This is a genomic window from Ruegeria sp. YTSC230, assembly GCF_059609665.1.
The window spans coordinates 49732-69839 of sequence record NZ_JBXWMC010000010.1; the positions used below are offsets into that span (position 1 = coordinate 49732).

Annotated in this window: 20 protein-coding genes and 1 riboswitch; of the genes, 14 read left to right on the plus strand and 6 right to left on the minus strand. The window is 58.7% G+C overall.

The window, feature by feature from the left end; all coding sequences use genetic code 11:
* Nucleotides 1–61 precede the first annotated feature (61 nt).
* On the plus strand, nt 62–1090 hold the full coding sequence (gene rsgA / locus AC2FD9_RS18525; protein WP_496838292.1) for a ribosome small subunit-dependent GTPase A: 1029 nt from the start codon (nt 62–64) through the stop codon (nt 1088–1090).
* Nucleotides 1091–1098: 8 nt separating this feature from the next.
* Here rsgA and AC2FD9_RS18530 read toward each other — a convergent pair whose 3' ends face one another.
* Nucleotides 1099–1956: an alpha/beta hydrolase family protein gene (locus AC2FD9_RS18530; RefSeq protein WP_496838294.1), complete on the minus strand. Its 858-nt coding sequence runs from the start codon at nt 1954–1956 to the stop codon at nt 1099–1101.
* A 145-nt stretch (nt 1957–2101) separates the two neighbouring features.
* Nucleotides 2102–2321: riboswitch (cobalamin riboswitch) on the plus strand.
* Between the two features lie 84 nt (nt 2322–2405).
* On the opposite strand from AC2FD9_RS18530, the gene AC2FD9_RS18535 reads away from it, so the two are divergent.
* The gene (locus AC2FD9_RS18535) at nt 2406–2813 is read left to right on the plus strand and encodes a hypothetical protein (RefSeq protein WP_058272511.1); all 408 of its coding nucleotides are present in this window, start codon (nt 2406–2408) and stop codon (nt 2811–2813) included.
* 7 nt (nt 2814–2820) lie between these two features.
* Here AC2FD9_RS18535 and AC2FD9_RS18540 read toward each other — a convergent pair whose 3' ends face one another.
* Nucleotides 2821–3318: a protein-tyrosine phosphatase family protein gene (locus AC2FD9_RS18540; protein WP_496838296.1), complete on the minus strand. Its 498-nt coding sequence runs from the start codon at nt 3316–3318 to the stop codon at nt 2821–2823.
* Nucleotides 3319–3475: 157 nt separating this feature from the next.
* Here AC2FD9_RS18540 and AC2FD9_RS18545 point away from each other — a divergent pair, with 157 nt between their 5' ends.
* The 3 genes from AC2FD9_RS18545 (at nt 3476) to recR (ending at nt 6387) form a co-directional block, all read left to right on the plus strand.
* Nucleotides 3476–5227: a DNA polymerase III subunit gamma/tau gene (locus tag AC2FD9_RS18545; protein ID WP_282120276.1), complete on the plus strand. Its 1752-nt coding sequence runs from the start codon at nt 3476–3478 to the stop codon at nt 5225–5227.
* Between the two features lie 157 nt (nt 5228–5384).
* Nucleotides 5385–5729: a YbaB/EbfC family nucleoid-associated protein gene (locus AC2FD9_RS18550; RefSeq protein ID WP_108861168.1), complete on the plus strand. Its 345-nt coding sequence runs from the start codon at nt 5385–5387 to the stop codon at nt 5727–5729.
* Between the two features lie 64 nt (nt 5730–5793).
* Nucleotides 5794–6387, plus strand: a complete 594-nt coding sequence (recR, locus tag AC2FD9_RS18555; RefSeq protein ID WP_496838298.1) for a recombination mediator RecR — start codon at nt 5794–5796, stop codon at nt 6385–6387.
* 74 nt (nt 6388–6461) lie between these two features.
* Here the strand turns inward: recR and AC2FD9_RS18560 are convergent, their stop codons facing one another.
* Nucleotides 6462–6920, minus strand: a complete 459-nt coding sequence (locus AC2FD9_RS18560; RefSeq protein ID WP_496838299.1) for a hypothetical protein — start codon at nt 6918–6920, stop codon at nt 6462–6464.
* A 192-nt stretch (nt 6921–7112) separates the two neighbouring features.
* Between AC2FD9_RS18560 and AC2FD9_RS18565 the strand changes: the two genes are divergently transcribed.
* Complete coding sequence (locus AC2FD9_RS18565; protein WP_496838301.1) at nt 7113–7601, plus strand: hypothetical protein; 489 nt, start codon at nt 7113–7115, stop codon at nt 7599–7601.
* Here the strand turns inward: AC2FD9_RS18565 and AC2FD9_RS18570 are convergent.
* Nucleotides 7598–8239 carry a ribonuclease T2 family protein gene (locus tag AC2FD9_RS18570; protein ID WP_496726606.1) on the minus strand — a complete coding sequence of 214 codons (642 nt, stop codon included), beginning with the start codon at nt 8237–8239 and terminating at the stop codon, nt 7598–7600. The two genes, AC2FD9_RS18565 and AC2FD9_RS18570, sit on opposite strands and share 4 nt — an antisense overlap.
* Nucleotides 8240–8367: 128 nt before the next feature.
* Here AC2FD9_RS18570 and AC2FD9_RS18575 point away from each other — a divergent pair, with 128 nt between their 5' ends.
* Entirely contained in the window at nt 8368–9129 is a 762-nt protein-coding gene (locus tag AC2FD9_RS18575) for a DUF1013 domain-containing protein (RefSeq protein WP_108861163.1), read from the plus strand.
* A 51-nt stretch (nt 9130–9180) separates the two neighbouring features.
* Entirely contained in the window at nt 9181–9570 is a 390-nt protein-coding gene (locus AC2FD9_RS18580) for a hypothetical protein (RefSeq protein ID WP_108861162.1), read from the plus strand.
* Nucleotides 9571–9608: 38 nt separating this feature from the next.
* Here the strand turns inward: AC2FD9_RS18580 and AC2FD9_RS18585 are convergent, their stop codons facing one another.
* Both AC2FD9_RS18585 and AC2FD9_RS18590 read right to left on the minus strand, forming a co-directional pair.
* A complete protein-coding gene (locus tag AC2FD9_RS18585; RefSeq protein ID WP_496838304.1) occupies nt 9609–10637 on the minus strand; it encodes a permease in 1029 nt (342 codons plus the stop codon).
* A complete protein-coding gene (locus AC2FD9_RS18590; protein WP_108861160.1) occupies nt 10630–10938 on the minus strand; it encodes an ArsR/SmtB family transcription factor in 309 nt (102 codons plus the stop codon). Before AC2FD9_RS18590 ends, AC2FD9_RS18585 begins: the two co-directional genes overlap by 8 nt.
* A 134-nt stretch (nt 10939–11072) precedes the next feature.
* Between AC2FD9_RS18590 and pdxR the strand changes: the two genes are divergently transcribed.
* The 6 genes from pdxR to AC2FD9_RS18620 all read left to right on the plus strand — a co-directional run bounded on the left by pdxR (nt 11073) and on the right by AC2FD9_RS18620 (nt 20065).
* Nucleotides 11073–12533, plus strand: a complete 1461-nt coding sequence (pdxR, locus tag AC2FD9_RS18595) for a MocR-like pyridoxine biosynthesis transcription factor PdxR (RefSeq protein WP_058272523.1) — start codon at nt 11073–11075, stop codon at nt 12531–12533.
* 124 nt (nt 12534–12657) lie between these two features.
* Nucleotides 12658–14433, plus strand: coding sequence for a sulfoacetaldehyde acetyltransferase (gene xsc, locus AC2FD9_RS18600; RefSeq protein WP_282153008.1), 1776 nt, complete (start codon nt 12658–12660; stop codon nt 14431–14433).
* A gap of 4 nt (nt 14434–14437) precedes the next feature.
* Nucleotides 14438–15460: a phosphate acetyltransferase gene (gene pta, locus AC2FD9_RS18605; RefSeq protein ID WP_496838306.1), complete on the plus strand. Its 1023-nt coding sequence runs from the start codon at nt 14438–14440 to the stop codon at nt 15458–15460.
* A 78-nt stretch (nt 15461–15538) separates the two neighbouring features.
* Nucleotides 15539–18352 carry a molybdopterin oxidoreductase family protein gene (locus AC2FD9_RS18610; RefSeq protein WP_496838308.1) on the plus strand — a complete coding sequence of 938 codons (2814 nt, stop codon included), beginning with the start codon at nt 15539–15541 and terminating at the stop codon, nt 18350–18352.
* A gap of 91 nt (nt 18353–18443) precedes the next feature.
* Nucleotides 18444–19193 carry a 4Fe-4S dicluster domain-containing protein gene (locus AC2FD9_RS18615; RefSeq protein WP_496838310.1) on the plus strand — a complete coding sequence of 250 codons (750 nt, stop codon included), beginning with the start codon at nt 18444–18446 and terminating at the stop codon, nt 19191–19193.
* A complete protein-coding gene (locus AC2FD9_RS18620) occupies nt 19193–20065 on the plus strand; it encodes a dimethyl sulfoxide reductase anchor subunit family protein (RefSeq protein WP_496838311.1) in 873 nt (290 codons plus the stop codon). The genes AC2FD9_RS18615 and AC2FD9_RS18620 overlap by 1 nt, the downstream gene beginning before the upstream one ends.
* The last annotated feature ends 43 nt before the right edge of the window (nt 20066–20108 follow it).

Sequence of the window (20108 nt, forward strand, 5' to 3'; positions counted from 1 at the left end):
TTACCGCTGGATGCGCGACCGCCATCCAGACGGATAGCTGTACCTGAACACAGGCAGAATAATGTCCTTTACACTTTCGGACCTGGGATGGTCCTCACACTTTGCCGCACAACATGCGGCCAATCCAAAATGCGTTCCCTTTCGCATCACAGCCGTTCACCGTGATCGCCTGATCGGCGCAAGCATCAACGGTGAAACACCTCTGCTCACCCTGAACCAGCCGACGGGCGACTTTGCCGTCGGAGATTGGGTATTGGCGGATGATCAAAACCGGGTTCAACACCTGCTGGAACGCCGCAGCCTTTTGAAACGCCGCGCCGCTGGAACCGGGGCCGAAACCCAGTTGATCGCCGCCAATGTGGATGTGCTGTTCATCGTCAGTTCCTGCAATGCCGACTTCAATCTGGCCCGACTGGAACGGTATTTGGCTTTGGCACATCAGGCCGGGTGCTATCCGGTGATCGTTCTAACCAAGGCCGATACCTGTACCGATCCTGGTAATTTCTCCAAAGCAGCCGAGTCGCTGGCACCGTTTCTGACCGTGCTGGCAATCAATGCATTGGATGCCCTGGACGTGCAGCAAGTTCTGTCTTGGTGTCCCAGTGGGCAGACCGCTGCATTGGTTGGCTCATCCGGTGTCGGCAAAACGACATTGGTCAATGCCATGACTGGTCTGGATGAGGCAACCTCCAGCATTCGCGAGGACGACGCGCGCGGGCGGCACACGACAACTGCCCGCGCGTTGCATCCGATGCAGAACGGAGGCTGGTTGGTCGATACACCCGGCATGCGGGCTTTGCGGTTGCTGGATGCACAAGATGGCGTCGATGAGGTCTTTTCCGACATTCTGGAATTGGCCCAAACCTGCCGCTTTTCCGATTGTCAGCATCAGGCCGAGCCGGGATGCGCTGTGCAGGATGCGATTTCCACCGGATCCCTTGACACAGAGCGGCTAGAGCGTTGGCGAAAACTGCGGCGCGAGGATGAAAGGAACTCGGAAACCGTGGCGCAGTCTCGTGCGCGCGACAAGGCCTTTGGTAAGATGGTACGATCGGTGATGCAGGACAAGAAATCCCGCAAAAATCTGTAAATACCGACTCAGGCGATCAACCGGGGCCATATGTTTGCATTTCGGCGCGCAAATGCGCCGATGTGACCGACCTCGGCCAATCCAAAGTCTTTCGGCGACAACTGATGCCGGCGGGCTTTGGGACCGTAAAGATCGGCCAGGCGCCAAACCGCGTTCGGGGGCACCACCTGATCATCGTCCATTGTGAACAGATCAACAGGTGTTTCCGACGCGGACCAACGGGCGTCTGGAAGGCTTTTGCCGATATCCGGCACGTAGCTCAGCGCAGCGGTGCACCATTTACGCCACTGCCAGTAGACACGTGCCGGAAGGTCCGAGCCGAACCCAAGTGCCTTGCCCGGCAGGTATCCCAATGCCTTAACCAGCAATGGCGGGTGGGCATACCAGAACATTGTCGCCAGTGCGCGATACGGCCAGGGGTGGTCGGATACCGTCACCAAACCTGAACAGACACAGATCATCCGGTCGATCTGCTCAATATCGGGCTGAATTGGCCCCAGCATTCCACCCACCGAATGGCCAATGCTCCACTGCTGGGCCGCGGGAAATCTGCGCCGCATTTCAGCGCGAGCAGCGGGCATGTCGATCAACGCCCAGTCAGCCATCGTGGCCTGCGAATCGCGCAGGCGCCCGCGTAGAGAGTGGCCAAAATCGCGATAGTCATAGGTCAGACAGGCCATACCCTGTTCTTCCACCAACCACCGCGCAAAATGCTGGTAATAGTCGCGCGGTACGCCTGTGGCTGCATGGACTACAACCGCCACATCAGGTGCCGAGGCAGGCATATACAGCCGTGCCGACAGTTCGGCCTCTCCGGCAGAAAACGTGAAATCTTCGGTCAAAACGACCGGAGTGTTGTCCAACATGGTGCCCTCGCAAGCATCTGAACTATTCGGTTCACATAATGGCATATCGGCGCTTTTGCGCGACTAGAGTCAACAGATTTTCAAAGTGACCAAGCGTCCACTTGAACGATGGAAAACAGCCCGCTTGACTCAAGCCACCTACAACCGCTAGCGATGAGGTGATGGTTCTCGTCCTTATATTGGGGCGGGATGAAAAGGGAACTCGGTGCGGTCCAGCCCGGCAATGCCGGAACGGACCAAGGCCGCGACTGCCCCCGCAACTGTAAGCGGTAAGCAATGCCGAAATACCACTGGCCGAAAGGCTGGGAAGGTCGGCAAAGCAATGACCCGCAAGTCAGGAGACCTGCCATCAAAGTAAAAACCGAAACTCGGGCGGGGTGTCCGGGCAGGTCTTCAGTACGCTGAGTTCCCTGTTCCACGTCCCCCGCTCACCGCGCGGAGGGCGCATTATGATCTGGAAGACAACGACCCACGAATTCACCGCCACCCTGTGCCAGAAAACGGGGAAAACCTGCCCCGCATTGGCCCAAATGGCTCGGGCATTGGCCGAGGCGATGGCAACAGCACAACCAATGACGACCAGCGAATTTGAGGTGGACGGCTCCAGCGAACTGACCCATTGCGATGAGGGTTGCACCGCACGGTTTCGCGCCAGCCCGGCCCGGATCAGGGTCTATTGCGGGGCAAACACAGGCGACTCAGCCGACACGTTGGACGAATACGCCGATATGATGTTCGGCCCTGACTTTTCCACTCTGCCTGCTGGTGTTTTGGCGGCCTTGCCTTGCGCCATGCTTCAGGCATCGGCCCTTGCACCGCGTCCATCGCATCAGGTTGTTCAACAAGCCACGGCCTGATCCTAGTTCACTGATCGCTCTGGGCCGGTTTCATGGCCCAAGCCATCTGCTCATCCGTTTCCACCGCGCATGGTCGGGCCAAGCGCAGCCGGTTTAGCGCGTGGTTTGGATCTTCGCCGCTTTCCACCATGAGCCTCAGCGCGACCATCCCCGACCGCCCACAACCGCCCCGGCAATGCACCAGCACGCGTCCACCGTCGGACAGAACCTGCCGGGCGGCTGCGCTGGCTTGGGGCCAAAGAGTTTCGATTGGCAGGGGCGGTGTGCCAAAATCCTCGACCGGAAGATGCACCCATGTCGCGGACCTGCTTTGAACGTCTCGACCAAAACCGCCTGCGCCGACCTGCCGCATCTCGGCCTCGGTGGTCATTGAAATCACCAGATCAGGGTTCCAGTCCTGTATCACCCTCAGATCGTCCACATACCCACCGCCGCCGCCCGGCAAGGGGGACAGCGCCAAGATGCCTGAGCCAACAGGCAGCGCGTAGATCGCAAATTTTGCCAAAGCTAATGCTCCTACTGCCACCGGCCCACCAAATTTTGACAGCTGGTTTATCCCGCTTACAGACGCTGTCCAAACCGAAATTCCACAAAGCCTGCTGTGGACGTGGGCGGCCCGGGTCTCTACGCTGCATTTCTGACACGAATCTGACAGAGCAGACATGACCGAAACGCCCAGCCCCGCCTATCAGGTTCTTGCCCGCAAGTACCGCCCCGAAACCTTTGCTGATCTGGTTGGACAGGACGCAATGGTACGCACGCTGAAAAACGCGTTCGAAGCGGATCGGATCGCGCAGGCCTTTATCATGACCGGTATTCGCGGCACCGGCAAAACCACCACTGCCCGGATTATCGCCAAAGGTATGAACTGCATCGGCCCCGATGGCGAAGGCAAGCCAACGACCGAACCTTGCGGCCAGTGCGAACATTGTGTGGCCATCATGGAAGGACGCCATGTCGACGTGATGGAGATGGACGCCGCCAGCCGGACCGGTGTGAACGACATTCGCGAGATTATCGACAGTGTCCGATATCGTGCCGCCAGTGCGCGTTATAAGATTTACATCATCGACGAAGTTCACATGCTGTCGACCAGCGCCTTCAATGCGCTGCTCAAAACGCTCGAGGAACCGCCTGAGCATGTGAAGTTCATCTTTGCGACGACCGAAATTCGCAAGGTGCCGGTGACTGTGCTGTCCCGCTGTCAGCGGTTCGACCTGCGCCGGATCGAACCTGAGGACATGATCGGTCTGCTCAACAAAATCGCCGCAGCGGAAAACGCACAGATCGCAGAAGACGCGCTGGCTTTGATCACACGAGCGGCCGAAGGGTCTGCCCGCGATGCAACATCGCTGTTGGATCAAGCGATTTCACATGGTGCAGGGGAAACCAGCGCCGATCAGGTTCGGGCAATGCTTGGCCTTGCAGATCGCGGGCGCGTGCTGGATCTGATGGACATGATACTCCGCGGTGATGCGGCTGGGGCATTGACTGAGTTGAGCGGCCAGTATGCCGAAGGGGCCGATCCGCTGGCCGTTCTGCGCGATCTGGCCGAGATCACCCATTGGGTTTCCGTGGTCAAAATCACGCCCGATGCCGCCGATGACCCCACCGTCTCACCGGATGAACGCGCGCGGGGTCAACAGATGGCCGAGGCGCTGCAGATGCGGGTGTTGACGCGGATGTGGCAAATGTTGCTGAAGGCGCTGGAAGAGGTCTCTGCAGCACCCAACGCGATGATGGCCGCCGAAATGGCAATCATTCGTCTGACCCATGTGGCCGATTTGCCAAGCCCCGAAGAGCTTATCAAACGACTACAGGATGCACCTCCCCCCCCACCAAGCGGGGGACCTGGCGGTGGTGTGGCTGTGCCAACTCATGCACCTGCACAGGCGACGTCCTCTGCGCATCTCTCGGCGCAACGCGGGCCTGCAGGGGCGCCCACTGCAGCGCTTGCCCAGGACGTCCAGACCGCGCTGGCACACTATCCAACCTTCGAATACGTGGTCGAACTGATCCGCACGAACCGGGATGTAAAACTGTTGGTTGAGGTCGAAAACGGCGTGCGTCTCGTCTCGTATTCCCCGGGACGAATCGAGTTCACGCCGACGGACAAAGCGCCGACCGATCTGGCGCAAAGGCTTGGTTCGGCCTTGCAACGCTGGACCGGAAACCGATGGGCCGTCTCAATTGTGGCCGACGGGGACGCAGCAACAATCGCCGAGGTACGAGACGCGGCTGATCTGGCGTTGAAAGCACAGGCCGAACAACACCCACTGGTTCAAGCCGTTCTGATGCAGTTTCCAAAAGCGCGCATCAAGCGGATCGAAACCCCGGAAGAACGCGCCGCCAAGGTCGAAACCGAAGCCCTGCCGGAGGTCGAAGACGAATGGGATCCGTTCGAGGAGGATTGATCCGAGCGACCAAAGCGGAAACACTCCCGCGCTGCCGGGCCCAACGGGAGGAAAGGTCTTGCCAAAGACCTTGACGACGGGCGGGAAAAGCTCTCCCCTTGTACCCTACCGGCAGCATCCGTATTTAGGCGGCAAACCGATTTGCAGGAGAAAAGAAATGCTCAAAGGACTCGGCGGTCTGGGCGATATGGCCAAGATGATGAAATCCGCACAGGATTTGCAGACCAAGATGACGGACATGCAGGAAGAGCTGAACAACCTGATGGTTGTAGGCGAATCCGGTGCAGGGCTAGTGAAGGCCACCGCCACAGCAAAAGGCGAGCTGAAGGGTCTGGACATCGATCCGTCGATTTTCAATGGCGACGATAAGGAAGTTGTCGAAGATCTGATTCTGGCCGCTATCAAGGACGCGCAAACCAAAGCGGCCGAGCGCTCTCAGGCAGAGATGGCAAGGCTGACCGAAAGCATGGGTCTGCCCGCAGACATCAAGCTGCCGTTCTGATAGACACTCCTGACGACCCAAAGGCCGGGCACAACTGCCCGGCCCTTTTGCAGGAGCGCACGCCGTGAGTTCGAACAGCGATATCGACAATCTGATCGACCTGATGGCCAAACTGCCGGGCCTCGGCCCCCGTTCGGCTCGCCGCGCGGTGCTGCACCTGATCCGAAAACGCACCCTGCTGCTGACGCCCCTGTCGGACGTAATGCAGCAGGTGGCCGCCACCGCCCGCGAATGCCTGAATTGCGGCAACGTGGGCACCACCGATATCTGCGACATCTGCGATAGCGAGGATCGCGCGACCGGAGAATTGTGCGTGGTCGAAGACGTCGCCGACCTCTGGGCGATGGAACGCGCTGCAGTTTTCAAGGGTCGCTATCACGTTCTGGGCGGCACGCTGTCCGCCTTGGACGGCGTCGGCCCGGACGAGCTGCGCATTCCGCGCCTCAAGGACCGGGTAATGGCCGAAGGGATTTCTGAGGTCATTCTGGCCCTGAACGCCACGGTCGATGGGCAAACCACCGCCCACTACATCGCGGATCAATTGGAGGGACAGGTCCGTCTGACTTCACTGGCGCAGGGTGTGCCGATTGGGGGCGAGTTGGACTATCTGGATGATGGGACGATTACCGCTGCGCTGCGGTCAAGGAAAGAACTGTAAAGGTCGTCTTCAAACTGCCAAACCCTTTCATCAAACTGGCAAAACAAACCGGATTTTACGGTAATGCATGCATCCTATAGAAAACTGCACTGAACCTTTGCCGCCATCTTTTCGATATCATTATACTGTGTGTATTTAGCGAGAATTCCGCCTTGTGTTGTACAGTTAGCTTTGCCAGCCGCAGCGCGCAGCAATTCAGCCCTTGCAGTTTTGACGGTTTCTGCGCTTAGCGAAAATGGCCCTTTCATCTTTGCTAGTACCACATAGGTAGACCCATTCACTGAAACCAAGCGGAACTTACCGCTGGCTTTGCCAGATTTGATTTTCATCGCCCAGGGTTCTCTCCATTTTGAGGAAGCAATACGCATTGCGGCTTCCGCGCCGGGATAGTTCGAAGTGCGGTCGGAAACGTACCATGGTATCCCGGTTGGCGTTGTTTTCAGCCCCGATCCGTCACTGCTTGCAGAAACCCCATAGCTTGTACAAATCAGAAAAGTGAAAAGGGCGGCCACAAATTGGTTTTTTGAGCGCATTCTGTGTATTACTCCAAATCGAATGCACAAATAGGAACTCCAGACTATGGCCCAAATATGGCCTCAGGCCTCAAATATGAGAAGGGCTGCACAGGGTTCCAAGATGGTCTGTAGTCAGCGTCCGGGGTTTATCCGGCTCATCACTTTTTTGATAAATACTACGGGACAAGACACATGCTTTTGGAGACCAAAATGACCCGCCTTCTCGCCCTCACCTTCGCCGCCTTCACCGCGACCGCCGCATGGTCACAACAACTCATCGACAAGGGATTTGTCGAAGGTTGGAACATCATGATGGACCCCGCGCTGGGGAATGGATGCCTGATCCAGACGATCTATCAGGACCTCTCAGTCGTGCGGCTGGGCTATGACGCGCTGGACAATCGCGGGTATTTCGCCGTCTACAACAAGGCGTGGGGCGACATCAAACAGGGTGAGAGTTATCCGATCCGGTTCGATCTGGACGGCAAAAGCTATGATGCCACTGCCATCGGCTTCAATCAACGCGATGTGCCCGGCGCGACCGTGTTTTTCACTGACCGCAGCTTCGTGAATGCGATTGCCCAGAACAAGACCATGACGGTCTACAACCCCGCAGGTGAGGTGGTCATGGCGATTGATCTGAAAGGCACGGCCAAAGCGCTGGAATATGCCCGGGACTGCCAGAACAAGAAACTCTAACGAATCGGATCAAACAGGGCGTCTTTGGCCGTACAATCGCGGATCACGTCGCGACCGCAGGGTACGGGTTCAAGGTCGCGCGACAGGCACAGGCGGACCTCTTCGATATAGCCTTGCTTGCAGGTCACAGTGATCATGTCGCGCTCAAGGCCGGGGTTGGCTTTCAGAAATGCTTCTTCCACGACCGATGCAGGCAATTTGACCGAGGCGTCCAGCTTGCGGAATACCTGAGGACGCTCAACCGCCTCATACGCCTGCCGGGACAGCGCATAATAGTCGGACGCGCTGAGGCCCGAGCAGGTCCCGTGCTTTTTCCACTGATGCCACGCCAGACCGGAACTGCCCTGAATATCCGTCATTTTGCGTGACATAGCGCGCGATGGCGGTGCCTCGGGCGTGCGGCAGAAGGCGGGCCAGCCCTGATGGTACTGAGGCCACAGACCATGCAGGATCCAGCCATGGTCATGCCGGGTGTCGCATTGATCCGATCCGCGCGCATCGCCTTCGCGGGCGCACCAGTTTGGCGACCAGCTAAGCGACAAGACGTAGTAGTCAAACTCGCCCGCTTTTTCGCCATCGCCCAGCGCCGCCATTGCACCGAAAATCCACGAAACCAGCCCCAAAACAACCCAGCGCATTCGCCTCTTCCCTTCTTGCCTTGGCGCGACTATATACGGACCAAGTTCCCCGACAACGGAAACCTGCCCCAAAAAAGGGGCCGCCGAATTCCGGCGACGGGAAAGATGTATTTATAGGAGACGGGCTGATGGCAAAACCGCTTATGGCCAAGGCAACAGCCGTATGGCTGGTGGACAACACCACGATCAGCTTCAAGCAGATCGCGGATTTCGTAGGCATGCACGAGCTTGAGGTGCAGGGCATCGCAGACGGCGATGTGGCCGCTGGCGTGAAAGGCTTTGACCCCATCGCCAACAACCAGCTGACCCAGGACGAGATCGATACCGCGCAGAACAACCCGCTGCACAAACTGAAGCTCAAGTTCAACCCTGCCGCAAGCGGCGAAGAAAAGCGCCGCGGTCCGCGCTATACCCCGCTGTCCAAGCGTCAGGACCGTCCGAACTCGATCCTGTGGCTGGTCAAGTTCCACCCTGAACTCAGCGACGGTCAGATCGCCAAGCTGGTGGGCACCACCAAACCGACCATCCAGTCGATCCGTGAACGGACCCACTGGAACATTTCCAACATGCAGCCGATTGACCCCGTTGCCCTGGGCCTGTGCAAACAGTCCGAGTTGGACGCGATCGTGCAGAAAGCCGCAGCAAAGAAAGCTGCCGAAGGTGGCGTCATGAGCGATGACGAGCGCCGCAAGCTGGTCTCGACCGAACAGTCGCTGGAAATGGACGCGGCGCCGAAGATCCCGACTGCCATCGAAGGTCTGGAAACCTTCTCGCTGTCGGACGAGCCTGCGGAAGAGAAAGAAGAAGAACCAATCCTCGACGCGGACAGCTTCTTCAACCTGCCCAAAGGCGGTGCCGACGACGAAGACGAAGACGATCCGCGCCCCTAAAGCACAGACAGCCCCGGCCTGAACGGACCGGGGCTTTTTTACGAGAAAACCATGCTGAACGTTCTTTCCAAACTATTTGGACCGCATCGCGCCGTTTCGATCTATGCCTTCCTGAAGACCTGGGGTTTGCCCGTGGCAGGCGGTGTTGGTCTTGTTGCCGTCGCTGCTGGTTTGCTGATCTTCAACGACAGCGGCGAGCACGAGCATGAGGCATTCATGACCGTCAACGTCTTGTCAGCGACACCCATCAACGGGGACCTCAAGAACGGCGTCATTGCTTCGGTCCGACTGCCGGACGGGTCTGCGACCTCGGTCACTTCGACCGACGCTCCGGTCTCACAAACCGTTGGCACCACGGCATGCATCGAAAAACGTGTGTACGTGGACAGTGGCGAGGCTCGGTATCGGTTCAAACTGCCGCGCCACTGCGAAGCAGGATAAGTAAAGCCGCCCGGTAAGAACACCGGGCGGCTTTGGTTTCAGATCATCTGGAACAGAATGCCAGCGGTGATGGCCCCAGTGATCCCCAGCCCCAGATAGGTCGCAAAGACCCGTGGTTTGACCAATGACCAGACCGCGGCCATTGCCGGGATCGAACTGACGGCACCCGCGACCATGAAGGACATCGCGGCCCCTGCGCTCATCCCTTGTTCCATCAGGCCAGCCAGCAGCGGCGGCGCGACGTAGGAGTTCAAGTAAGCGGGCATCCCGACCAACGCGGCAATGACAATGGGTACAACACCGTCACCGCCGACAACGCGCGCGATCAGATCGGCCGGCACATAGCTGACCAACAACGCCTCAAGCACATAGGCCAGAGCCAACCATTTAAGCAGGAACAAGCTGTTGTGAATGAACTCGGACCGGAAGCGCTGACGACGCTCGGGTACCTGCCAGAACTTCCAGACAGGTTTGTCCTCCTGTTTAGGTCCGCATCCGCAGCCAGCCGGTTTGTAATCGCGCAGAGGCTGGGCAAACGCGCCGCCTCGCATCAGGGCACGGACGGCAAAGCCTCCAAACAGACCCAATGCGACCGCTGCAATGGCCTTGCCGATTGCAAATGGCCAACCCAATGCGCCTGCCGTGATCAACAAGGTCGGTGGGTCAATCAGTGGCGAGCTGAGCCAGAACGCCATGACAGCCGACAATGGCGCACCAAGCGCCAGCAGACCAGCAATGAACGGAATGACTTCGCAAGAACAGAACGGTGCGAGGCCGCCGAAGACTGCGGCCAAAAAGATCATCCGCGTTTCGCGCCCCTCAAAGGCGCGCGCAACCATCACTTCGGCACCGGTCGCCTTGAGGTAAGACAGCAGCAAGACGGCGAACAGAATATACTGGCCGGTATGTGCAAGGGCTTTGCCCGCAAAGGTTACAACCTCTCCCCAATTGCCGGGGTCAAGGACGGCCACAAGCGCCAAAATGGCCACGATCACCGCCCACGGGGTTTTGATCAGATCAACGGCCACCTTTGCCGGTGCCTTTGGGTTTTGTGTCAGCTCAGCCATCGTTCGCAGCCTTTCCCACTTCGTCCGCGCAGCATTCGCTAAGAATGAACTGCGCGAGGTCTCTCAATTCTTCGTAATTTGCGCGGTTGATGGTGGCGCGCCCGATTTTCTCTTGCTCGACGACCCCGCCGGCCGCGAGGAACCGCAGGTGATGGGCCAATGTCGAAGGGGCAATGCCTGTGCGGTTCTGGATTTCCCCAACGGTCAACCCAGCCTCACCAGCCCGAACCAATGTCTTGAGAACCTTCAGTCGCGCTTCAGAGCCCATGGCCGAGAATCCTGCTGCAGCTGTTTCCCACATCTGATTTCTCCATTAAACTAGATTTCTAGTTATTTAGGTGAGTCGTTCTTTTTCGTCAAGCGCCTTGTTCACGAATTCTCGAGACGAGATTAAGTCCAGATTGCCCTCACCTTAAGTCCACTCTATAAGGCGCTATGGGAATATCGGTCGACACATTCTTTCTGGAATTGAACGGACAGGGCACACTGCAGGCGCAGATCCAACAGATGATTGCCGAAGGCATCTTGTCTGGCCGGTTTCACGTTGGGGAAAAGCTGCCCTCGTCTCGTAAACTGGCGGCGCATCTGGGTGTTAGCCGGATCACGGTGACACTGGCGTATACTGAACTACTGGCCAATGACTACCTGACTGCCAAAGGCCGGTCGGGGTATTTCGTGTCGCAAAACGCGCCCGTGCCACCCAAGTATTCGCCCGTGCAAAAACGCGATGAAAATGTCGACTGGGACACGGCCCTCGCACGCAGGTTCTCGGACGGGGACGTGCTGCCCAAGCCCAGTAATTGGCGCGATTACAAATACCCTTTCATCTATGGTCAGGCAGATCGGAAATTGTTCGACCACGCCAATTGGCGTCTCTGCGCGGTCCGTGCACTGGGTCACAAGGATTTTGCCTCCCTGACCGGGGACTACATGGATCAGGATGATCCGCTGCTGATCGAATTCATCGCCCGTCACACGTTGCCGCGCCGTGGAATCGCCGCCCGCCCCGAAGAGATCTTGATCACTATGGGCGCGCAAAACGCCCTGTGGCTGGCCTCACGCATCCTGTTGAACCGCAACCGCACGGCCGTGATTGAAGACCCTTGCTATTATGCACTGCGGGATTTGCTAAATCACTCCGACTGCAAAGTTTCACCACTGGCTGTTGACCGTGACGGACTGACTCCGGATGCGTTGCCGGATGAAACAGATGTAATTTTCACCACCCCCAGCCACCAAAGCCCGACGACCGCAACCATGCCCGTCGATCGCCGCCACGAGTTGCTGAAACGCGCCCGCGAACTGGACGCCATGGTCGTCGAGGACGATTACGAGTTTGAAATGGCCTTTCTGGGATCTCCCTCCCCGGCCCTCAAGTCAATGGATCGCGACGGACGGGTGATCTATGTAGGCAGCTTCTCGAAATCGCTGTTTCCCGGATTGCGCCTTGGCTACATTGTCGGATCCGAGCCTTTTATCCGCGAGGCCCGTGCTTTGCGTTCTTTGGTGCTGCGCCACCCGCCGGGCCATATCCAGCGCACCGCGGCCTATTTCCTGTCCCTAGGCCATTATGATGCTCAGATTCGACGTATGTCGAAGACCCTTGCCCGGCGACGCGAAGCGTTGGACAGCGCGGTCGAACAGTACGGGCTTACCGTTGCCGGACGCGGAATCATGGGCGGGTCGTCGCTTTGGATGTCGGCCCCCGATCGTGTGGACACGACCAAACTTGCCAAAAAGCTGCAGAGCCAGGGCGTGCACATCGAACCAGGCGCCTCGTTCTTCAATGGGTTGCACCAACCGCGCAACTTCTATCGCCTTGGATACTCGTCCATTGGCCGAGACCGCATCGGGCCGGGCGTTAAACTGATCGCGGATGCCATCCGTTCCGCCTAGCACAACTCTGGACATATCCCGCCTAACGTTCTGGCCCTAACGCCGCTTCGCCCCTTGCGCCAAAACCGTATCAAAGGCGGGTGCTGTGCCCGAACCTTTCTTCAATTGTGCGGAGAACACTCAGATGAAAATGACCACTGAAGAGGCCTTTGTTAAGGTTCTGCAAATGCACGGTATCGAACATGCGTTCGGTATCATCGGTTCGGCCATGATGCCGATTTCGGATATCTTCCCGGCCGCAGGCATCAATTTCTGGGACTGCGCCCACGAAGGTTCGGGCGGCATGATGGCGGACGGCTACACCCGTGCCACCGGCAAGATGTCGATGATGATCGCGCAGAACGGCCCCGGCATCACCAACTTTGTGACTGCCGTTAAAACCGCATACTGGAACCACACCCCGGTTCTGCTGATCACTCCGCAGGCAGCCAACAAGACCATCGGCCAGGGTGGCTTCCAGGAAATGGAACAGATGCGCATGTTTGCGGACTGTGTTGCCTACCAGGAAGAACTGCGTGACCCCAGCCGTGTCGCCGAAGTTCTGAACCGCGTCATCCTGCAAGCCAAGCGTGCTTCGGCCCCTGCTCAGATGAACATCCCGCGTGATATGTGGACCCAGGTTGTCGACATCGAACTGCCTAAGATCGTCGAATTTGCCGCAACTGCTGGCGGCGACGAAGCGCTGGACGAAGCGGCAGCCCTGCTGTCCGACGCCAAATTCCCGGTCATCCTGAACGGTGCCGGTGTTGTTCTGTCCGGCGCGATCCCCGCATCCGCCGATCTGGCTGAACGTCTGACCGCACCGGTCTGCGTTGGCTATCAGCACAACGACGCCTTCCCCGGCTCGCACCCGCTGTTTGCTGGCCCGTTGGGCTATAACGGCTCGAAAGCCGGCATGGAGCTGATCGCCAAAGCGGACGTTGTTCTGGCTCTGGGCACTCGTCTGAACCCGTTCTCGACCTTGCCTGGCTACGGCATCAACTACTGGCCGACCGATGCCAAGATCATTCAGGTTGACCTGAACCCTGATCGTATCGGCCTGACCAAAGACGTGACCGTTGGCATCGTCGGCGACGCCAAGAAAGTGGCCGAAGGTCTGCTGGAACGTCTGGGCGACAACGCCGGTGAAGCAGGTCGCGAAGACCGCAAGAACCTGATCGCCACAACCAAATCGGCTTGGGCGCAAGAACTGAGCTCGCTGACCCACGAGAACGACGATCCGGGCACCACCTGGAACGAGCGTGCACGTGCCGCCAAGCCGGACTGGATGAGCCCCCGCATGGCATGGCGCGCAATTCAGGCGGCGCTGCCGACCGAGGCAATCATCTCGTCCGATATCGGCAACAACTGCGCCATCGGTAACGCGTACCCATCCTTCGAAGAAGGCCGCAAGTACCTGGCACCTGGCCTGTTTGGCCCCTGTGGTTACGGTCTGCCTGCCGTTGTTGGCGCGAAAATCGGTTGCCCGGACGTTCCGGTTGTCGGTTTCTCGGGTGACGGCGCATTTGGTATCGCTGTGAACGAACTGACCGCGATTGGCCGCGAAGAATGGCCCGCCGTGACTCAGATCGTTTTCCGCAACTACCAGTGGGGCGCTGAAAAGCGTAACTCGACCCTGTGGTTCGACGACAACTTCGTTGGCACCGAACTGGACCAACAGGTCTCTTATGCCGGTATCGCAACCGCATGTGGTCTGAAAGGCGTCGTCGCACGCACCCAGGACGAGCTGACCGCTGCCCTGAACCAGGCGATCATTGACCAGAAAAATGGCATCACCACTCTGATCGAAGCCATGATCAACCAGGAACTGGGCGATCCCTTCCGTCGCGACGCCATGAAAAAGCCGGTCCGTGTTGCCGGTATCGACGCGGCTGACATGAATACGTCGGCCGGGGCATAATCGCGTGAAGCCACTACGCACAATTCTCGGAGCTGCCAGCAGCTCCGACAAGATCATCGCCCTCGCTGAGGGCGATGATCCACGTGTTGTTGAAGGTGCTTTGAAGGCCCGCAAGGAAGGTGTCGCGCGCATCATTCTGGTTGGTGACAAAGCCAAAGTAACTGCCCTGCTGGCCGAACAGGCTGGTCAGGATGTCGACGGCATCGAAATCCACGATCCATCGGACTCTCCCCATGCCGGAGCGTTTGCAGCTGAGCTTTTTGAGCGGCGCAAGCACAAGGGCATGACGCCTGAAAAGGCCGCTGAAGAAATCAAACACCGCCTGAACTATGCCGCGATGCTGGTTCATACCGGTAATGCAGACGGAACCGTCGGCGGAGCTGTTGAGACCACGTCGGCCACAGTGCGCGCCGCTTTGCAGATCATCGGCAAAGCGCCCGACGCGGCCATGGTTTCCAGCTTTTTCCTGATGCTCTACTGCCGCGATCACCACACGGTCCGCGGAGCGCACATCTTTGCCGATTGCGGCCTGGTGGTTGATCCGAACGAACAGGAACTGGCCGAAATCGCCCGGGCATCTGCCGCGTCTTTCAAGGCGCTGACGCACGAGACGCCCCGCGTTGCAATGCTGTCCTTTTCAACCGGCGGCAGCGCCAATCATCCGAAAGTCACGAAGGTCAGTGAGGCCACGCAGATTGCAAAATCGGCTGACCCCGATCTGTTGATCGACGGCGAGCTGCAGTTTGACGCCGCATTCGTCCCCGAGGTGGCTGCAAAGAAAGCCAAGGATTCGCCCCTGCACGGCGAGGCAAATGTTTTTGTGTTCCCAAACCTCGACGCAGGCAACCTTGGCTACAAGATCGCGCAGCGTATTGGGGGTGCCGAGGCAATCGGCCCGGTCCTTCAGGGACTGGCGAAACCGGCCAACGACCTTTCACGCGGATGCTCCGCTGAGGACGTTCTGCACATGATCGCGGTTACGGCCGTGCAAGCAGAAACATCCAAAACCCGGACAGACGCCTCGTAAATCCGGCTAAAGCGAAATACTGTTCCGATTGATCTCTGCTCATGAGAATAATCGGATCAAAAGCCACATGGACCAGAAATGAACCAGCCAATCATTAATACCTCTCCCAAGGTCTCTGACGAGGTCAGAAAAACAACGTGCTACATGTGCGCCTGTCGCTGCGGCATCAACGTACACATGAAGGACGGCAAGGTTGCCTATATCGAAGGCAACCGCGATCACCCGGTTAACAAGGGCGTCTTGTGCGCCAAGGGCTCGGCTGGGATCATGCAGGTCAATGCTCCTTCGCGTCTGCGCGCCCCACTGAAACGCGTCGGTCCACGTGGTTCGGGCAAGTTCGAAGAGATCAGCTGGGACGAGGCCCTGGACATCGCCGTTGGCTGGCTCAAGCCGATCCGCGAGGACAACCCCGAGAAACTGGCCTTCTTCACCGGCCGGGACCAAAGCCAAAGCTTCACCAGCTTCTGGGCACAGAACTTTGGCACCTGTAACTATGCGGCCCACGGCGGGTTCTGCTCGGTCAATATGGCCGCCGGCGGCATCTACACGATGGGCGGCGCGTTCTGGGAGTTTGGCCAGCCTGACTGGGATCACACCAAACTGTTCATGCTGTTCGGTGTTGCCGAAGACCACGACAGCAACCCAATCAAGATGGGCATCGGCAAGATCAAGGCCCGTGGCGCACGGGTGATCGGTGTCAACCCGATCCGCTCGGGCTATAACGCAGTTGCTGACGATTGGGTCGGGATCACTCCTGGCACCGATGGTTTGTTCATCCTGTCAATGATCCACGTGCTGATGAAGGCCGGCAAGATCGATCTGGACTATCTCAGCCGTTACACCAACGCGCCGGTTCTGGTCGACGCGTCCGAAGGCCCCACCAAGGGTCTGTTCCTGCGCGATGAGGACGGCAAACCACTGGTTGTTGACCGCAACACGGGCGAACTGACGGCGTTTGACAAACCGGGCGTCCGCCCCGACCTGTCGGCCACCTTTGAAAAGGATGGCGTCACCCACCGCCCCGTGTTCCACCTGATGGCCGAACGCTACCTCAGCGACGAATACGCGCCTGAGAACATCGCCGAGCAGTGCGGCATCCCCGCCACCCGTATCCGCGCCATCGCGGGCGAGTTGGCCCGCGTTGCTTTTGACGAGGCGTTCGAGTTGGAGCGCGAATGGACTGATTTCCGCGGCGAAAAGCACACCAAGATGATCGGCCGCCCGGTTGCCATGCACTCGATGCGCGGTGTCTCGGCCCATGCCAATGGCTTCCAGACTTGCCGCGCACTGCACGTGTTGCAGATTATCCTTGGCACAGTCGAAGTCCCCGGCGGCTTCCGCTTCAAGCCGCCCTATCCCAAACCGGTCGAGGCGCACCCGAGACCGCACTGCAAGGTGACCCCGAATACGCCGCTGGACGGCCCGCATCTGGGCTTTGTTCAAGGGCCGGAGGATCTGGCGCTGAAGGCGGACGGTAGCCCGGCGCGGATCGACAAGGCATTTACGTGGGACAACCCGATGTCCAGCCACGGGCTGATGCATATGGTAATCTCGAACGCACATGCGGGCGATCCCTACAAGATCGACACGCTGTTCATGTACATGGCCAACATGTCCTGGAACTCATCCATGAACACCAAAGGCGTCATGGAAATGCTGACGGACAAAGATGAAAACGGCGATTACGTAATCCCGCATATCATCTATTCCGACGCTTATTCGTCGGAAATGGTGGCCTATGCCGACCTGATCCTGCCGGATACCACCTATCTGGAACGGCATGACTGTATCTCGCTTCTCGATCGCCCGATCTGCGAAGCGGATGCGGCAGCTGACGCAATCCGCTGGCCGGTGATCGAACCGGATCGGGATGTTAAAGGCTTCCAATCAGCGCTGGTCGAACTGGCCAACCGCATGGGCCTGCCGGGCTTCACCAATGAAGACGGCAGCGCCAAATGGACAGATTACGCCGACTATATCGTCAATCACGAACGCAAGCCCGGTATCGGACCGCTTGCCGGGTTCCGTGGTGAAAACGGCGATAAGGAAGGCCGCGGCGAGGTCAACCCTGACCAGCTGAACCGCTATATCGAAAACGGCGGCTTTTACGTGGCCCATATCCCCGAAGGCGCGGATTACTACAAACCATGGAACGCAGCCTATCAGGATTGGGCTGTCGGCATCGGCATCTATGACAGCCCGCAGCCATACCTGTTCCAGCTGTATTCCGAGCCGATGCGCAAATTCCAGCTTGCCGCCGAAGGCCACGGCGAACGTCAGCCCCCGGAACACCTGCGGGAACGCATCAAAGAGACATTGGACCCGATGCCCATCTGGTACGAGACCGACCAGACCGGCAACGAAGGCTTTACTGTCAACGCTCTGACCCAGCGCCCCATGGCAATGTATCACAGCTGGGGAACCCAGAACGCATGGCTGCGCCAGTTGCACGGCCGCAACCCACTTTATGTTCCGACTAAGCTGATGCGCGAGAATGGCCTGAGCGACGGTGATTGGGCCAAGGTGACCTCGCCGCATGGCGAGATCACGGTGCCGGTCATGGAAATGGCGGCCCTGAACGAAAACACCGTCTGGACCTGGAACGCCATTGGCAAACGCAAAGGCGCATGGGCGCTGCAAGACGACGCGCCCGAGGCCACCAAGGGCTTCCTGCTGAACCACCTGATCCACGAACTGCTGCCGCCCAAGGGCGATGGTCTGCGGTGGGCAAACTCTGACCCGATCACCGGCCAGGCAGCCTGGTTCGACCTGAAAGTGAAGATCGAAAAAGCTGAGCCACCAACGGATGCGGAAAGCCAACCGGAATTCCCACCGATTGAATCTCCGGTCGGAACTGGACCGAAGGATTTGGCATGGAAGGTAGGCAAATGACCCGGTCCCTGTGTCATCTGGCCATAAATATCGCGGGGTCTGGGGCAGCGCCCCAGTCCGCCCTCACCACAAAAGCGGAGGCAAGGTAGTCATGACCCAGCTCCCCACATCCACCGACCGCAGGATGGGTCTGGTCATCGACCTGGACACTTGCGTTGGCTGCCACGCCTGCGTCATCTCATGCAAAGGCTGGAACACGGAAAACTACGGCGCGCCGCTATCCGATCAGGACGCTTATGGTGCCAACCCGTCCGGCACTTTCCTGAACCGGGTGCATTCCTATGAGGTGCAACCGGCGGAAGGTCACGCCCAGCTGATCCACTTCCCCAAATCCTGCTTGCACTGTGAGGACGCGCCTTGCGTCACCGTTTGCCCCACAGGGGCCAGCTACAAGCGGGTCGAGGACGGCATCGTTCTGGTCAATGAAAGCGACTGCATCGGCTGTGGCCTGTGCGCGTGGTCCTGCCCCTACGGCGCACGTGAACTGGATCAGGCCGAAGGGGTGATGAAGAAATGCACCCTCTGCGTTGACCGTATCTACAACGAAAACCTGCCGGAAGTAGACCGTGTTCCGTCTTGCGTACGCACCTGTCCCGCAGGCGCGCGCCACTTCGGTGATCTGGGCGATGCGGACAGCGATGTCAGCAAACTGGTCGCCGAACGCGGTGGCATGGATCTGATGCCGGAAATGGGCACCAAACCAGTCAACAAATACCTGCCGCCACGGCCCAAGGATAACGTCGAAGATCAGATCGACATCCTGGCCCCGTTGCTGGCCCCGGTCGCTGAAGAGCCCAAAGGGTTCCTTAGCTGGCTGGACAAGACCTTGGAGAAGCTCTGATGCATCCAGCACCTTCCGTCATCATTTTCACCACCCTGTCGGGTCTTGGCTTTGGACTGTTGTTCTTTTTGAGCCTCGGTCTGCCAGACGTCTCTGGCTGGGTCGCTTTTGTCTTTTTCGCCATCGCCTACGCCCTGTCCGTTGGCGGCCTGATGGCGTCCACCTTTCACCTTGGCCACCCCGAGCGGGCCTGGAAAGCGTTTACGCAATGGAAGACCAGCTGGCTCAGTCGCGAAGGCTGGTGCGCGGTCATCGCTCTGATCGTCATGGGGCTTTATGCGATTGGCGTGATCTTCCTGGACCAACGCTGGAGCCTTCTTGGCTGGATCGGCGCTCTGTTTTCGCTACTGACCGTATTCACCACGTCGATGATCTACACGCAGCTCAAAACCATTCCCCGCTGGAATATGAACCTGACTCCGGCCATGTTCCTCAGCTTCAGCCTTGCGGGCGGTGCCCTGCTGGCCGGACAGGTCCGAGTGGCGCTGCCGCTGCTGCTGATCGCGGCGCTGGTGCAGATATTGTATTGGAAAAAGGGCGACAAAGCGCTGGAGGAGTCCGGCACAAATCTGGGCACGGCTACCGGATTGGGCGATCGCGGCACCGTGCGTGCGTTTGAGCCTCCTCATACCGGCACCAACTATTTGCTGCGTGAATTCGTTCACGTCGTTGGCCGCAAGCATGCTGAAAAGCTGCGCATCATCTCGTTTATGCTGGCCTTTGTCCTGCCGGCTATCCTGCTGCTGTTGCCATTCGGCCATTTCTTCGCGCTGCTGGCAGTGCTGTCCCATCTGGCCGGTGTTGCGACGTCACGCTGGCTGTTCTTCGCACAGGCCGAGCATGTCGTTGGACTGTATTACGGAAAACGATAGGGGGCTCTGCCCCCGTCGCGGCAAGCCGCGACTCCCCCGGGAT

Excerpts from the sequence above, each read along its gene's own strand:
- AC2FD9_RS18535 (WP_058272511.1), top strand. The coding sequence starts at position 2,406 with ATGATCTGGAAGACAACGACCCACGAATTCACCGCCACCCTGTGCCAG.
- AC2FD9_RS18590 (WP_108861160.1), bottom strand. The coding sequence starts at position 10,938 with ATGTGGGAAACAGCTGCAGCAGGATTCTCGGCCATGGGCTCTGAAGCG.
- AC2FD9_RS18565 (WP_496838301.1), top strand. The coding sequence starts at position 7,113 with ATGACCCGCCTTCTCGCCCTCACCTTCGCCGCCTTCACCGCGACCGCC.
- AC2FD9_RS18580 (WP_108861162.1), top strand. The coding sequence starts at position 9,181 with ATGCTGAACGTTCTTTCCAAACTATTTGGACCGCATCGCGCCGTTTCG.
- AC2FD9_RS18560 (WP_496838299.1), bottom strand. The coding sequence starts at position 6,920 with ATGCGCTCAAAAAACCAATTTGTGGCCGCCCTTTTCACTTTTCTGATT.
- AC2FD9_RS18545 (WP_282120276.1), top strand. The coding sequence starts at position 3,476 with ATGACCGAAACGCCCAGCCCCGCCTATCAGGTTCTTGCCCGCAAGTAC.
- AC2FD9_RS18620 (WP_496838311.1), top strand. The coding sequence starts at position 19,193 with ATGCATCCAGCACCTTCCGTCATCATTTTCACCACCCTGTCGGGTCTT.
- xsc (WP_282153008.1), top strand. The coding sequence starts at position 12,658 with ATGAAAATGACCACTGAAGAGGCCTTTGTTAAGGTTCTGCAAATGCAC.
- AC2FD9_RS18585 (WP_496838304.1), bottom strand. The coding sequence starts at position 10,637 with ATGGCTGAGCTGACACAAAACCCAAAGGCACCGGCAAAGGTGGCCGTT.
- rsgA (WP_496838292.1), top strand. The coding sequence starts at position 62 with ATGTCCTTTACACTTTCGGACCTGGGATGGTCCTCACACTTTGCCGCA.
- AC2FD9_RS18570 (WP_496726606.1), bottom strand. The coding sequence starts at position 8,239 with ATGCGCTGGGTTGTTTTGGGGCTGGTTTCGTGGATTTTCGGTGCAATG.
- pdxR (WP_058272523.1), top strand. The coding sequence starts at position 11,073 with ATGGGAATATCGGTCGACACATTCTTTCTGGAATTGAACGGACAGGGC.
- AC2FD9_RS18575 (WP_108861163.1), top strand. The coding sequence starts at position 8,368 with ATGGCAAAACCGCTTATGGCCAAGGCAACAGCCGTATGGCTGGTGGAC.
- AC2FD9_RS18615 (WP_496838310.1), top strand. The coding sequence starts at position 18,444 with ATGACCCAGCTCCCCACATCCACCGACCGCAGGATGGGTCTGGTCATC.
- AC2FD9_RS18610 (WP_496838308.1), top strand. The coding sequence starts at position 15,539 with ATGAACCAGCCAATCATTAATACCTCTCCCAAGGTCTCTGACGAGGTC.
- AC2FD9_RS18550 (WP_108861168.1), top strand. The coding sequence starts at position 5,385 with ATGCTCAAAGGACTCGGCGGTCTGGGCGATATGGCCAAGATGATGAAA.
- AC2FD9_RS18530 (WP_496838294.1), bottom strand. The coding sequence starts at position 1,956 with ATGTTGGACAACACTCCGGTCGTTTTGACCGAAGATTTCACGTTTTCT.